The sequence below is a fragment of the Roseomonas sp. CAU 1739 genome, from assembly GCF_039839775.1.
Classification (GTDB): domain Bacteria; phylum Pseudomonadota; class Alphaproteobacteria; order Acetobacterales; family Acetobacteraceae; genus Neoroseomonas.
The window spans coordinates 61167-75544 of record NZ_JBDOQQ010000021.1 but is presented as its reverse complement, the minus strand read 5'-3'; the positions used below and the strand labels follow the sequence as shown (position 1 = coordinate 75544).

Here is a 14378-nt window from a genome sequence, read left to right as displayed (position 1 = left end):
GATGACGGGATTGACGACGCGGCGACGCGTGCTGGGCGGGGCGATCGCGGCGCCCTTCCTGTTCACCGCGGAGCGTGCCTTCGGGGCCGACCAGATCACCGCGGCCGATGTCGGCGGCGCGCCTTCCACGGCCCTGCGCGCCGCCTTCTACGATCCGTTCGAGCGCGAGAGCGGCATCAAGGTCGTCAGCGTGGCGCATGAGCCCGATCCGACCGTGCAGTTCCGCCTGCTGGTCGATACGCGCAGCTTCATCTGGGACACCTGCATGGTCACGCCCAGCCATGTGCTGGGGCTGACGCGGCAGCGCAACTATATCGACTCGTTGAACCTGCAGCCCGTACCAGGCCTGATCAACGGCATGCTGACCGACAACTGGTTCGGCTTTTCCGTCTTCGCGACGGTGCTGGCATACCGGACCGACAAGTTCGGCGACAATGGCCCGATGAACTGGGTGGATTTCTGGGACGTGCAGAAATTTCCCGGCCGTCGCGCGCTGTACCGCAACGTCGCCGGCGTGATGGAAGCGGCGCTGATGGCCGATGGCGTGGCACCGAACCAGCTGTATCCGATCGATCTCAACCGCGCCTTCCGCAAGCTCGACCAGATCAAGCGGCACATCAACGTATGGTGGACCAGCGGCGCGCAGAACACCCAGTTACTGCAAAGCGGCGAAGTGGACATGAGCGACACCTGGGGCGCGCGCGCCCACGCGGCGATGGTCGCCGGCGCGCCGGTGCGCATCCGCTGGCAGCAGGGGCTGTATTCGACGGATGGCTGGTCGATCCCGCGCGGCACGCCGCGGGCGGATCTCGCCCGCCGCTTCATCGCCTTCTGCATGAAGCCGGAACAGCAGGCGATCTATTCCAACCAGGTCGCCAACGGTCCGTCGAACCAGCGCGCCTATGAATTCATCAGTGCGGAGCGCGCCACGGTGCTGCCGACCTCGCCGGCGAACATGGCCGGCCTGGCGGAATCGGACGCCGCCTGGTGGGGTGCGAACCGGTCCCGTGTCCAGGAGCGCTTCCAGGACTGGCTGCTGAGCTGACGCTAGAAGAAGCAAGAACAGGACAGGGAGTGGCGCCATGGCGGCCGACAGGATGATGCATCTCGCCTTCTCCGCGCATCTGAGCGGGTCGCATCCGGGCGCCTGGCGACACCCGAGCACGCAGGACGGCAGCGACATCTCCATCGCCGCATACCGACGCATGGCGAGGATCGCCGAAGCGGGCAAGTTCGACATGTTCTTCATGGCCGACACCCCGGCGCTGCGCATCAACGACCTCGAAGCCTGGAGCCGCTATCCACTGTTCACCAATGTCCTGGAACCGCTGACGGCGCTGTCGGCCATGGCCGGATCGACGGAGTTCCTTGGCTTCGGCGGCACCGCGACCACAAGCTTCAACGAGCCCTTCAACGTCGCACGGCAATTCGCGTCGCTGGATCACATCAGCGGCGGGCGCGCGGCGTGGAACGTGGTGACGACGGCCAATGCCTACGCCGCCGGAAATTTCGGCCCGGAGCCCCTGGCCGAGCATGGCGACCGCTACGCCCGGGCACGCGAATTCGTGCTGCTGGTGAAGAAGTTCTGGAACACCTGGGAGGACGACGCCTTCATCTTCGATCGCGAGCAGGGGCGCATCTACGACCCGGCCAAGCTGCATCCGGTGATCCATGACGGCGCGCATTTCCATATCCGCGGCGGGTTGAACATCGAGCGCACGCCGCAGGGCCAGCCGGTGATCATCCAGGCCGGTGCGTCCGATTCAGGCAAGGAACTCGCGGCCGAGACGGCCGAAGTGGTGTTCGGGTCGGCCAAGACGGTCGAGGCGTCGCGCGCCTACTACAGCGACCTGAAGGGTCGCATGGCGCGCTACGGGCGCGAAGCGGACGAGATGTGCATGCTGGCCGGCATCCCGGTGATCGTGGCGGAGACGGCGCAGGAGGCGGATGACAAATACTGGGCGTTGCAGGAACTGATGCACCCCGTCGTCGCGCGCCAGCGCCTGGCGATGGACCTGGAGACGGACCTGTCCGACCTGCCCTTCGACCAGCCCATCCCGCCGTCACGCATCCCGGCCAAGCCGAACCTGCACACCGCCTATTTCAACGAGATCGTGCGCATGATCCGCGAGGACAATCCGACGCTGCTTGAACTCGCGCGTCGCTACCAGCGTGGATCGACGACGCTGCGTGGCACGCCGAAGCATGTCGCGGACACGCTGGAGGAATGGTTCACCACCGGCGCGGCGGACGGCTTCATGTTCCAGTTCAACCTGCAGCCTGCCGGGCTCGAGGATTTCGTCCGCCTGGTCGTGCCCGAACTTCAGCGCCGCGGGCTGTTTCGCAGCGACTACACCGGGCGTACGCTGCGCGAGCATTTCGGCCTGCGCCGGCCGCCGCATCGGCCTCCGGTCGAGCAGCCCCAGGCCGCGCAATAGGAGGAACGGCATGCAAGCCGACCGCAGGATCGCCCTCGCACTTCTGGTCAACCCGACCGGCTACCACACCGCGTCCTGGCTGCATCCTTCAACCGACGCGGCCGGCGCGACCAGCATCGCCTGGTACCGCGACACCGCGCTGCTCGCGGAAAAGGGGTTGTTCGACCTTTTCTTCATCGCCGATACGCCGGCCGCACGCACGCAGCAGCTGGAAGCCTATAGCCGCTTCCCGATGTTCATGAACGTGTTCGAGCCGATCACGCTGCTCTCGGCGCTTGCCGGCATGACCACGCATATCGGCCTCGGCGGCACAGCGAGCACGAGCTTCTCGGAGCCGTACAACATCGCGCGGCAATTCGCCTCGCTTGACCATCTCAGCCGTGGGCGCGCCGCGTGGAACGTGGTGACCTCGGCCAACGACTTCGCCGCCCGCAATTTCGGCCATGAGAAGCTGCCGCCGCATCACCTGCGCTACGAACGGGCCAGCGAGTTCGTCGACGTGGTCCAGAGGCTGTGGGATACCTGGGAGGATGACGCCTGGATCCGCGACCGCGCACGTGGCCAGATCTTCGAGCCATCGAAGCAGCACGCGGTCGATCACGAAGGCAAGTTCTTCAAGGTGCATGGCGCGCTGAACATCGAGCGCACGCCGCAGGGCCAGCCGGTCATCATCCAGGCTGGCGCATCGGACACCGGGCGGGACTTCGCTGCGCGCGTCGCCGAGGTTGTCTTCGCTTCCGACAGTACGGCCGAGAAGGCGCGCGCATCCTATGACGACCTCAAGGGCCGCATGGCGAAGTTCGGCCGCGAGCGCGACGCGCTGAAGGTGCTCGCCGGCAAGCCCAACCTGCTCGCCGCCAGCACGCAGGAAGCCGAGGACATGTACCAGACGCTGCAGGGCATGATCCATCCGATGGTGGGCAAGATGCGGCTCGGCATGGATCTCGAGACCGACCTGTCGGACCTCGACCCCGATGCGCCGATCCCCGAGGACCGCATCCCGAGGAATGCCAACTTTCACCAGGCCTATTTCGACCACATCCTGGGGCTGATCCGGCAGGGGATGACGTTGCGTCAGCTCTGGCTCAGCTACGAGCGGGGCCACAGCACGTTCCGCGGCACGCCCGCGCAGATGGCCGACCACATGGAGGAATGGTTCACCGGCGGCGCCTGCGACGGCTTCATGATGACCTTCTCGCTGATGCCCGGCGGGCTGGCTTTCTTCGTCGAGCATGTCGTGCCGCTGCTGCAGAAGCGGGGCCTGTACCGCACAGCCTATGAAGGGCGCACGCTGCGCGAGCATCTGGGGCTGGCGCGTCCTGCCAACCGCCATGTGGCGGCGGCGCAGCCGCTCGTGGCCGCGCAATAGGCGTGTCGGCCACCACGGTGACGGCGGGCATGGCGCCGCGGCGCCGGCGGGACGCGATCTGGCTCGCGGTGCCGGGGCTGCTGTTCCTCGCCGCCTTCCTGGTGCTGCCTTCGCTCGGCATGCTGTCGGTCAGCCTGACCGACGACGACACGGGTGCCTGGACGTTCGACGCCTATCGGCGCGCGCTCGGCGTGCCCGTCTATACGCGCATCATCTCGAATACCTTCTGGATCGCGCTGCAGGTGACGGTGCTGTGCCTGCTGATCGCCTATCCGCTCGCCTATTGGCTGGCGCGGCTGCCGGCGCGCACCCAGCGCATCATGGCGCTGCTCGTCCTGCTGCCGCTCTGGACCAGTGCGCTGGTGAAGAACTTCGCCTGGCTGGTGCTGCTTGGGCGTACCGGCATCTTTGCCGGCACGCTGCGCGCTCTTGGCGTCGAGGCGCCGCCCGACCTGTTGTTCAACCGTGTCACCGTGATCTTTGCGATGACCCACAGCATGGTGCCGCTCGCCGCCGTTTCGATGCTGTCGGTGATGACGCAACTCGACCCTCGGCTGACCCAGGCGGCGGGCACGCTGGGGGCATCGCGCGTCGCCGCCTTCTGGCGCGTCTATCTGCCGCTGTCGATGCCGGGGGTCGCCTCGGCTGGGCTGCTCGTCTTCATCGGCAGCCTCGGCTATTTCATCACGCCGGCGCTGCTGGGCAGCCCGCGCGAGACGATGATGGGCCAGGCGATCATCAATCAGGTCCAGCAGATGGACAATCTTGTCTTTGCCTCGGCGCTGTCGGCCCTGCTGATCGCCGCGGCGCTGGCGAGCTGTCTTGTCTATGACCGCATCTTCGGGCTGTCGCGCATGTCGGGCGGTGGCTCGCAGGCACGGGCGGCGCGCAGCCCGATCCGGCGCGGCGGCCTGTTGGTGGCACGGGCGGGCGCGACCGTTTTCGGGGCGCTCTCCGAAACGCTGGCACGCCTGCTCGGCGGCCATCGCCTGGGGTGGTTCCTGCCGGCCTATGCTGCGACAGTGGTCGCCGTGCTGGTGCTGCCGATCCTGGCCCTGGTGCCCATGGCCTTCACCAGTTCGGACTTCATGTCGTTCCCACCGCCGGGCTTCAGCCTGCGATGGTTCCAGGAATATGCGGCCTCGCCGGTCTGGACCGCTGCCACCGTGAGATCCTTTGGCATCGGCGCGGCCACGGCCTGCGTGACGATGGTGCTGGCCACTTTCGCCGCCTTCGGGCTCTCGCGCAGCGGGAGCCGACTCACGACCGCCGCCTTCCTGTTGTTCATGACGCCGCTGGTGATCCCGTCCATCGTCGTGGCGGTGGCGCTGTTCCAGCTGTTTGCCATGGTTGGCCTGATCGCGACGGACCTGGGCATCATGATCGGCCACGTCGTGCATGCCATGCCGATCGCCTTCGTCATCGTCCTGGCCACGCTGAAATCGCATGATTGGCGGCTGGACCAGGCGGCAGCGACACTCGGCGCGAGCCGTCCGCGCGTTTTCCGCCGCGTGACAATGCCGCTGATCCGCGGCGGCCTGGTGGCCGGGCTGATCTTCGCCTTCCTGTCGTCCTTCGAGGAACTGACCGTCGCGCTGTTCATCGGCGGCGGGCTTCGCACGACGTTGCCGAAGCAGATGTGGGACGATGTCATCCTGCAGGTCAGCCCGTTGCTGGTCGCTGCATCCGTCGTCGTCATCGTGGTGGTGACGACGCTCTTCATCGTGGCGGAGTTCCTGCGGCCACGCGCGAGCCGCACCGCGCACTGAACGGCTCCGGCCGGTCCCGCCCAGAGCAGATCGCGTTCACGGGGAATCATCTGGACGCGTGAAGGTGCTCTCAAAACAACAGGCTGGAGCATGACCGGTTCACATTCCTTCTCCCATCACGCTCCGACCTATTGTTTGATCGCGTGATTCAGACTTCCGGTGCATTCGCACCTGCGGCCATCACGCTCGATGGCAGGCGGGCGCAGGGGACATGCTCGGCGATGTCGGTCCACCGCATGCGCGGTGGATTCGGGCTGCCCAGCAGCACGCCTTCCCGCATCAGCCATTGCGCCACGAAGGCGAGCACCGCAGGGCGTTCGATGGCTGCACGCCGATGGAAGGGCAGCGGCGCGGTCGCGTCGTCGTCGAACGCCAGAACGCCGAAATTCTTCCCGTCGCACAGCTGATAGAGCGCATTGTCCGGCCCGATGCGCAGGATCTCGATTGTCATGATCTCCATGCCGCGTCTCCTCGTCGGTCACGGGGTGGACCGATAGACCAGCCTTCGCCGCGTGAGGGGACGTTCCGCCTGCGCGCCGCGCGCCGTCCGCTCCTGGGGTGGCATAAGTCGCTGGGCCTTCGGGACTTTTCGGCCCTGGCCAGCGACTTCAAACACATGTGAGGCGGCGCGCGATGCTATCCGCCGGCCACCGTCTCCGCGAACCGATACCCCACGCCCGGTTCCGTCTGGATCAGCGCCGCCGCCGGGCCGAGCTTCTGCCGCAGATGCCCGATGTAGACGCGCAGATATTGCGTGTCCTCCAGATGCGCCGGCCCCCAGACGCTCGCCAGCAGTTGACGCTGCGTGACGAGGCGGCCCGCGCCGCCGCGCATCAACGCGACCAGCAGGTCCCATTCGCGGGGTGTCAGCTTCAAGGGCTCGCCCCCGTCCACCCGCGCGGTGTGGGCAGCAAGGTCCACTTCCAGCGGCCCCACGCGCAATACCGTCTCGGTCGGCGTGCGGGCCCGTGCTTCGGCACGGCGCTGCACCGCGCGCAACCGTGCGAGCAACTCGCCCAGTGCGAAGGGCTTCTCGACATAGTCATCCGCCCCTGCGTCCAGTGCGGCGACCTTCTCTTCCTCCCGCTCGCGCGCCGACAGCACGACGATGGGCGCCGCGAGGAAGCCGCGCAGCCGCGGCAGCACGTCCTGCCCATCCATGTCAGGCAGGCCAAGGTCCAGCAGCACCAATGCCGGCGTCCGCTCGGCGGCCATGCGAAGCCCCTGGGCTGCCGTATCGGCCCGTAGTGCAGCGAATCCCGCGGCCTCGAGCGCGGGTCCGAGGAAGCGATGGATCTGCGGCTCGTCGTCGATGACGAGAATGCGGGGACGGTCGCGATCGGTCATGTGGCGGGAAACCGCACGGTCATGCGCGTACCGCGCCCATCGGGCGTGATCGGGCTTTCGGCGGCGATCCGCCCGCCCATCGCCTGCACCAGGCCCCGCGAGATGGCGAGGCCAAGGCCGCTTCCCGCGGCGACGCGATCGGTGCGCGATGCGCGGAAGAACGGATCGAAGATGCGGTGCAGGTCGGATGGCGGAATGCCCGGCCCGTCATCCTCGACCGCCAGTGCGACCTCTGCTCCGGCGCGCTGCACGCGCAGCGTCACCCGACCCGACGGCGCGGAGAATTTCAGTGCATTGTCCAACAGATTGGCCAACACCTGGTCCAGCAGCACCGGATCCAGGCGCGGTGCCGACTGTGCCCCCGCGATGTCGAGCGAGACCGTGCCGCTCGCCCGTGCCGCCGCGCTCTCGGCGGCCTCGGTCAGGTCCACCGTCTCGCGCCGGGGCTGCACCTGGCGATTCTCGATGCGCACGATGTCGAGGATATTCGCGATCCAGCGGGACAGCCGTGCCGTCTCCTCCTCGGCCGTCGCCAGCAGGTCGTCGCGTGTCGCTTCGGACAGGCCGCCGGCGCGCAGCGTGCCGATGGCACCGCGGATCGAGGTGAGCGGCGTGCGCAGGTCGTGGCCGAGTGATGACAGCAGCGCGCTGCGCAGCGCCTCGGTCTCGTTGCGCGCCTCGCCGCGCGCACGCTCCTCGGTCAGTTCGGCGCGCTCCAGCGCGATGGCGGCCTGGTCGAGCAGGCCGGCGAGCGCCCTGTCCGTCTCCCCGTCCAGCGTCCCGCCGGCCGGCAGCCGCAATCCCACCAGGCCGGCGACGCCGCGCGCAGTGCGCATGGGCCTGAACTGCCACGGGGAGGCCGGCAGCGTATCCGTGCCGCGCCCGGCCACGCGGCCATGGGCCATCGCCCAGCGCGCAGCCGCCATCGCGCCGGCATCGGGCTCGGCGTCGATGGGGATGGCGGCGCGCAGGATCGGTTCGGGCGCGGTTTCGCCGGGCGCGGGCGGCAGCGGCAGCAGCACGCAGGCTGCCCCGCCCGAGATGCGCGCGCTTTCCTCGGCGATGGCGAAGACGATGTCGCCGGCGTCGCCTGGCGCGCCCAGCCGGCGACTGAATTCTACCAACCGCCGCAGCCCCAGCATGCGCGCCCGGGTGCGGCGGACCTGGCGGCCCAGCCCGCCGGTCGTGCCGGTCAGCAGCAGTGCCACCAGCGCGAAGACCACCACGCCAACCACATCCTGCGCGCCGGCGATGGCGAGGGTGTAGCGCGGCGGCAGGAACAGGAAGTTCCAGGCCAGGAAGGCCAGCAACGCCGCCAGCCCACCCTGCAGCGCGCCGAAACCGACGGCCGCCGCCACGATGGGCACGAGGTAGATCATGCCGAGCGCGTCGTCCGGCACCACGTTGTCGAGGGCGAGGCAAACGGCAGTCGCCGACGCCACCAGGGCCGGCGTCGCGACCCAGCCGAGCCAGGTCGGCAGGCCGCGCGCCTCGCTGGGGGCAGGCCGGGCGGTGCCTGTGGGCTCCGGCACCAGATGCAGCGTGAAGTCGGTCGCCCGGCGCAACAGGGCACCGGACAGCGTCCGTCCGGACAGGCGGCGCCACAGCGGCGGGCGGCCGCGTCCAATGACCAGATGCGTGACGTTGCGCGCCCGTGCCTCGCGCAGGATGGCGTCCGGCAGGTCGGCAGCGACCACCGTCTCGGTCGCCGCGCCCAGCCGCTCGGCAAGTTGCAGGGCGTCTCGGGGGTCAGCGCCGACCGGCGCGCTGGGCTGTTCGACATGCAAGGCGACCAGCGGCGCCTTGAGCGCATCCGCGATCCGCCGCGCCTCGCGCACGACGAGTTCGGCCGCCGCATCCGCGCCGACCAGCGCCATCACGCGGTCGCCGGCGGGCCAGGGGCCGGCGATGGCATTGGCGCGCATGTATCCCGTGACATCGGCGTCCACGCGCTCGGCGGTGCGGCGCAATGCCATCTCCCGCAGGGCGGCGAGGTTGCCTTCGCGGAAGAAGCCGCGCAGCGCGCGCTCCGCCTGGTCGGGGCGATAGACCTTCCCCTGGCGCATGCGCTCGATGAGTTCGGCCGGCGGAATGTCGATCAACTCGATCGCATCGGCCTCGGCGAGCACGCGGTCGGGCACCGTCTCGGCCACGCGCACGCCGGTTATGCGGGCGACCGCCTCCGACAGGCTCTCCAGGTGCTGCACGTTCATCGCCGTCCAGACCTCGATGCCGGCCGTGCGCAGCTCCTCGACATCCTGCCAGCGCTTGGGGTGTCGGCTGCCAGGGGCATTGCTGTGAGCAAGCTCATCCAGCAGCAGGATCAGCGGGCGGCGGGCCAGCGCGCCATCGAGGTCGAATTCCTCGATCACCTGGCCGCGATAGTCGATCCGCGCGCGCGGCAGCACGGGCAGGGTCCCGATCGCCGCCTGCGTCTCGGCGCGGCCATGCGTCTCGACGATGCCGATCAGCACATCGGCGCCGCCGGCATGGCGGCGGCTTGCCTCGGCCAGCATCTCCCACGTTTTGCCGACGCCCGGTGCGGCGCCGAGGAACACCTTCAGCCGTCCGCGCCCTTCCTGCTGGGCCAGCGCCAGCAGCGCATCCGGATCGGGGCGGGCAGGTTCGTCGGCCATGCTGCTGAGCGTAGCAGGCCCGGCCAAGCATCGCGCGCCCGCGCAGCCGATTTTACGCGGCCTTTATGCGCCGCGTCGGAATGCCGCATGGAGCCTTTGCGCGGCATCGCCCTACTACCCTCCTCGGATACCTGCGTCGTGACGAGGACACTGCAATGCTCGACATCCTGCTGCTCTCCCTCGGGGTCGGCGTCTTCGCGCTGCTGGCGGCCTATGCCGTCGGTTGCGAGAAGGTGTGACCGCGATGGCCGAGTTCATCCTGGGCGGCGCCGTGGCCGCCGGCCTCCTTCTCTACCTGCTGTGGGCGCTGCTGCGCCCCGAAAGCCTGTGACACCATGACCCTGATCGGATGGGCGCAGATCGCGCTCGTGCTCGCCTGCGTAGTCGCCGCTGCGATCCCGCTGGCGCGCTACATCGCCGCCGTCGCGGCCGGGCGCGTCACCGTCCTCGCTCCACTGGAGCGGCTGTTGTACGCCGCTGCGGGGATAGACCCGGCGCGCGGCATGGGCTGCCGTGGCTATACGCTGGCGATGCTGGCGGCGAACCTCGCCGGCTTCCTCGTCCTTTACGCACTGCTGCGCTTCCAGGGCGTGCTGCCGTTCAATCCGCAGGGCTTTGACGGGCTGTCGCCCTGGCTCGCCTTCAACACGGCGGTCAGCTTCGTCACCAACACCAACTGGCAGGCCTATAGCGGCGAGTCCGCGATGTCCCATCTCAGCCAGATGGCGGGGCTGACGGTACAGAACTTCCTCTCCGCCGCGACCGGCATCGCGCTCGCACTCGCGGTGTCACGCGCCTTCGCGGCAGGTGGACTGAAGGATCTGGGGAATTTCTGGGCGGATCTCGTGCGCATCACGCTGTACGTGCTGCTGCCGCTGTCCGTGCTGCTCGGCCTCGCCTTCGTGGCGATGGGCGTGCCGCAGAACTTGTCGGCCGGCGTGGAGGCGACGACGCTGGAAGGGGCTGCGCAGATCATCCCGCTTGGCCCGGCGGCCTTCCAGATCGCCATCAAGCATCTGGGCACCAATGGTGGCGGCTTCTTCGGCGCCAACTCGGCACATCCCTTCGAGGGACCGTCGGCACTCGCCACCGCGCTGCAGATCTGGGCGCAGCAGGTCATCCCCTTCGCGCTGGCGCTGACCTTCGGCCACATCGTCGGCGATGTGCGGCAAGGCCGAGCGCTGCTGCTGGTGATGCTGGGCTACGTGCTGGTCGCGACGGCCATCGTCTATGCCGGCGAGGCAGCGGGCAATCCGCTGCTGGTGGCCGCGGGCCTCGATCCGGCGCAGGGCAATATGGAAGGCAAGGAGGTCCGCTTCGGCATGGCCCTGGTCGCGCTGTTCACCGCGACCACCACCGGAGCGTCCTGCGGTGCAGTGAACGCGATGTTCGACAGCTTCATGCCGTTGTCCGGCGGCGTCCCGCTGTTCCTCATCCAACTCGGCGAGGTGCTGCCGGGCGGCGTGGGGTCTGGCCTGTACGGCATCCTGGTCTTCGCGCTGCTCGCGGTGTTCGTCGCGGGGCTGATGGTCGGCCGCACGCCAGAATACCTCGGCAAGAAGCTGCAGGCACGGGAGATCAAGCTGGCGATGCTCGCCGTGCTGGTGCTGCCCGCGGCGATCCTCGGCTTCACCGCCGTCGCCGTGGTGCTGCCGGCGGCGGTCTCCTCGGTGCTGAATGCCGGCCCGCATGGGCTGGCCGAGATGCTCTATGCCTACAGCTCGGCCGCCGGCAACAACGGCTCGGCCTTCGGTGGGCTGACCGCGGATACGCCCTGGCTCAACACCACGCTGGGCATCGCCATGCTGCTCGGCCGCTTCGCCTATGTGGTGCCGGTGATGGCGATCGCGGGTTCGCTCGCGGCCAAGCCCAAGCTGCCGGACTCCGCGGGCAGCTTCCCGACGCATGGGCCGCTGTTCGCCGGGCTGCTGGCCGGCGTGATCCTGATCCTGGGCGGGCTGCAGTTCCTGCCCGCCATGGCGCTGGGTCCGATCGCCGAGCACTTCACGCTTGTCGCCGGCCGTAGCTTCTAGCGGCGCCCGGCCTGTTCAACGAAAGGCACTGACAATGGACGTCATGATCCAGGGGGAGGCCCGGCGCGCCGCGCGCCGCGCTGCCTTCGCCAATCGCGCGCTGCTGGGGCGCGCGGCATTCGATGCGCTGCGCAAGCTCGACCCGCGCCAGTTGATCCGCAACCCCGTGATCTTCGTGACCGAGGTGGTCGCGATCCTCGTCTCCGTCTTGGCAATCCGCGCCGCGACGATCGGCCAGGGCTTCTGGTTCGAGGCGACGATCGCCGGCTGGCTGTGGCTGACCGTGTGGTTCGCCACCTTCGCCGAGGCGGTCGCCGAAGGCCGCGGCCGCGCCCAGGCCGAAAGCCTGCGCCGCGCCCGCACGGAGACGCGCGCCAAGGTTCTGCTGCGTGGCGATGATCGCGCCCTGTGGCAGCCGCGCCATGCCGATGAGCTGTCCGTTGGCGACCTGGTGCTGGTCGAAGCCGGTGACCTCATCCCCTCGGATGGCGAGGTGGTCGAAGGCATAGCCAGCGTGAACGAGGCGGCGGTGACCGGTGAATCCGCCCCGGTGATCCGCGAGAGCGGCGGTGACCGCAGCGCCGTGACGGGCGGCACGCTGGTCGTCTCGGACTGGATCGTGGTGCGCATCACCGCCGCACCCGGTTCCACCTTCCTCGACCGGATGATCGCGCTGGTCGAGGGCGCGTCGCGGCAGAAGACGCCGAATGAGATCGCGCTGGACATCCTGCTCGCTGGCTTGACGATCGTGTTCCTGATCGCGGTGGTGACGCTGGTGGGGCTGGCCTCGTGGAACGGGCAGCCGCCCTCGGTGGCGGTGCTGGCCGCGCTGCTGGTCACGCTGATCCCGACGACGATCGGCGGGCTGCTCTCGGCCATCGGCATCGCAGGGATGGACCGGCTGGTGCGCTTCAATGTGCTGGCGACCAGCGGCCGCGCGGTGGAGGCGGCGGGCGATGTGGATGTGCTGCTTCTCGACAAGACCGGTACGATCACGCTGGGCAATCGCCAGGCGGCGGCCTTCGTGCCGGCGCCGGGCGTGACCATGCGGGAGGTGGCGGAGGCCGCCGTGCTTGCCTCGCTGGCCGATGAGACACCGGAGGGTCGTTCGATCCTCGCCTTCGCCCGGTCGCAGCACGGTATCGCCGTGCCGGCCCTGCCCGAAGGCGCGGTGGTGGTGCCCTTCACCGCGCAGACGCGGATTTCCGGCGTCGACCTGCCGTCCGGTTCCACGCGCAAGGGTGCGGTCGATGCGCTGCTCGCCGCGCTGCGCCTCGATGCGCCGCCGGAGTTCCGTGCCGCAGTGGACCGCATCGCGCGGTCCGGCGGGACGCCGCTCGCCGTCGCCCGTGATGGCAGGCTGCTGGGCGCAATCGAGCTGAAGGACATCGTCAAGACCGGCATGCGCGACCGCTTCGACGCGCTGCGCCGGATGGGCATCCGCACGGTGATGGTGACCGGCGACAACCGGCTGACCGCCGCCGCCATCGCGGTCGAGGCCGGCGTCGACGACTTCATCGCCGAGGCCACGCCACAGGACAAGCTCGCCTACATCCGCAAGGTTCAGGCCGAAGGCCGGTTGGTCGCCATGGCGGGCGATGGCACCAACGATGCGCCGGCACTCGCCCAGGCCGATGTCGGGCTGGCGATGCAGACGGGCACCCAGGCGGCGCGCGAGGCCGGCAACATGGTCGACCTCGACAGCGATCCGACCAAGCTGATCGAGGTGGTGGAGATCGGCAAGCAGCTGCTGATCACGCGCGGCGCGCTGACGACCTTCTCCATCGCCAATGACGTGGCGAAGTACTTCGCCATCCTGCCGGCGATCTTCGTCGCCTCCTATCCGGAGCTGCAGGCGCTGAACGTGATGGGCCTCGCCTCGCCGCAAAGCGCGATCATCGCCGCGGTGATCTTCAACGCGCTGATCATCGTCGCCCTGGTGCCGCTCGCGCTGCGCGGGGTGCGCTATGTCCCGGTGGGGGCGGCGGCCCTACTGCGGCGGAATCTGGTCGTCTATGGGCTCGGTGGGCTCGTCGCACCCTTCGTCGGCATCAAGATCATCGATGTCGTCCTCGTTCTTCTTGGAGTTGCCTGACCATGAATGCTCTCCTGCGTCCCGCCATCGCGATGGTGGGGCTGTTCACGCTGCTGCTCGGCATCGTGGCGCCGCTGGTGATGACGGCCGTCGCCGGCGCGGTCTTCCCGCAGCAGGCCGGCGGCAGCCTGGTCGCGCGCGATGGCCGCGTCGTCGGCTCCGCGCTAATCGGCCAGAATTTCACCGCCGAACGCTACTTCCACCCGCGCCCCTCGGCGACCACCGAGGCGGATCCGGACCGTCCCAGCGGCACCCGCGCTGCGCCCTACAACGCCGGCGCCTCGGCGGCCTCGCAACTCGGCCCGTCTTCGGCGGCGCTGGTCGACGCGGTGCGGGAGAGGGTGGGCGGCGCGACCGGCGTGCCGGCGGATGCCGCGACCGCCTCCGCCTCCGGGCTCGACCCGCATATCTCGCCCGAGAATGCGCGCCGCCAGGTCGCCCGCGTCGCCGCTGCGAGGGCCATGCCCGAAGCGCGGGTCGCCGCACTGGTCGCCGCGCAGGTCGAGGGTCCCGAACTGGGCCTGCTCGGCGAAGCCCGCATCAACGTGTTGCGACTGAACCTGGCCTTGGACGAGATGACACCGCGGCCATAGGGCAGGGCCGCCGCGACGACACGGCGCCCTGTCGTGGCGGCAGCCTTGAGAGCGGTTTGCACCAGGCTGCGCCGGCGCAAACCGCTTCAATTCATCGC

At 69.1% G+C, this 14378-nt stretch carries 12 protein-coding genes; 9 read left to right on the top strand and 3 right to left on the bottom strand.

Annotated features, from left to right (window positions below):
- Position 1 precedes the first annotated feature (1 nt).
- Genes AAFN86_RS25655 through AAFN86_RS25640 form a run of 4 tightly spaced genes read left to right on the top strand, consistent with a single transcriptional unit; the run spans position 2 to position 5576 of the window.
- The gene (locus AAFN86_RS25655; RefSeq protein WP_347546465.1) at positions 2-1045 is read left to right on the top strand and encodes an ABC transporter substrate-binding protein; all 1044 of its coding nucleotides are present in this window, start codon (positions 2-4) and stop codon (positions 1043-1045) included.
- Between the two features lie 37 nt (positions 1046-1082).
- Positions 1083-2438 carry an LLM class flavin-dependent oxidoreductase gene (locus AAFN86_RS25650; protein ID WP_347546464.1) on the top strand — a complete coding sequence of 452 codons (1356 nt, stop codon included), beginning with the start codon at positions 1083-1085 and terminating at the stop codon, positions 2436-2438.
- 10 nt (positions 2439-2448) lie between these two features.
- Positions 2449-3807 carry an LLM class flavin-dependent oxidoreductase gene (locus tag AAFN86_RS25645; protein ID WP_347546463.1) on the top strand — a complete coding sequence of 453 codons (1359 nt, stop codon included), beginning with the start codon at positions 2449-2451 and terminating at the stop codon, positions 3805-3807.
- Positions 3808-3809: 2 nt separating this feature from the next.
- Complete coding sequence (locus tag AAFN86_RS25640) at positions 3810-5576, top strand: ABC transporter permease subunit (protein WP_347546462.1); 1767 nt, start codon at positions 3810-3812, stop codon at positions 5574-5576.
- Positions 5577-5724: 148 nt separating this feature from the next.
- On the opposite strand, the gene AAFN86_RS25635 is transcribed toward AAFN86_RS25640, so the two are convergent.
- The 3 genes from AAFN86_RS25635 to AAFN86_RS25625 all read right to left on the bottom strand — a co-directional run bounded on the left by AAFN86_RS25635 (position 5725) and on the right by AAFN86_RS25625 (position 9559).
- Positions 5725-6036, bottom strand: coding sequence for a hypothetical protein (locus tag AAFN86_RS25635; RefSeq protein ID WP_347546461.1), 312 nt, complete (start codon positions 6034-6036; stop codon positions 5725-5727).
- A gap of 176 nt (positions 6037-6212) precedes the next feature.
- Positions 6213-6923, bottom strand: a complete 711-nt coding sequence (locus AAFN86_RS25630) for a response regulator transcription factor (RefSeq protein WP_347546459.1) — start codon at positions 6921-6923, stop codon at positions 6213-6215.
- Positions 6920-9559, bottom strand: a complete 2640-nt coding sequence (locus AAFN86_RS25625; RefSeq protein WP_347546458.1) for a sensor histidine kinase KdpD — start codon at positions 9557-9559, stop codon at positions 6920-6922. The genes AAFN86_RS25630 and AAFN86_RS25625 overlap by 4 nt, the downstream gene beginning before the upstream one ends.
- An 80-nt stretch (positions 9560-9639) precedes the next feature.
- Here AAFN86_RS25625 and AAFN86_RS25620 point away from each other — a divergent pair, with 80 nt between their 5' ends.
- The 5 genes from AAFN86_RS25620 to kdpC are packed head-to-tail and all read left to right on the top strand — an operon-like array spanning position 9640 to position 14280.
- Positions 9640-9798, top strand: coding sequence for a hypothetical protein (locus AAFN86_RS25620; protein ID WP_347546456.1), 159 nt, complete (start codon positions 9640-9642; stop codon positions 9796-9798).
- 5 nt (positions 9799-9803) lie between these two features.
- Positions 9804-9890, top strand: a complete 87-nt coding sequence (gene kdpF / locus AAFN86_RS25615) for a K(+)-transporting ATPase subunit F (protein ID WP_347546484.1) — start codon at positions 9804-9806, stop codon at positions 9888-9890.
- 4 nt (positions 9891-9894) lie between these two features.
- Positions 9895-11592: a potassium-transporting ATPase subunit KdpA gene (kdpA, locus tag AAFN86_RS25610; protein ID WP_347546455.1), complete on the top strand. Its 1698-nt coding sequence runs from the start codon at positions 9895-9897 to the stop codon at positions 11590-11592.
- Positions 11593-11626: 34 nt separating this feature from the next.
- Positions 11627-13687 carry a potassium-transporting ATPase subunit KdpB gene (gene kdpB, locus AAFN86_RS25605; protein WP_408906632.1) on the top strand — a complete coding sequence of 687 codons (2061 nt, stop codon included), beginning with the start codon at positions 11627-11629 and terminating at the stop codon, positions 13685-13687.
- A gap of 2 nt (positions 13688-13689) precedes the next feature.
- A complete protein-coding gene (gene kdpC / locus AAFN86_RS25600; RefSeq protein ID WP_347546453.1) occupies positions 13690-14280 on the top strand; it encodes a K(+)-transporting ATPase subunit C in 591 nt (196 codons plus the stop codon).
- The last annotated feature ends 98 nt before the right edge of the window (positions 14281-14378 follow it).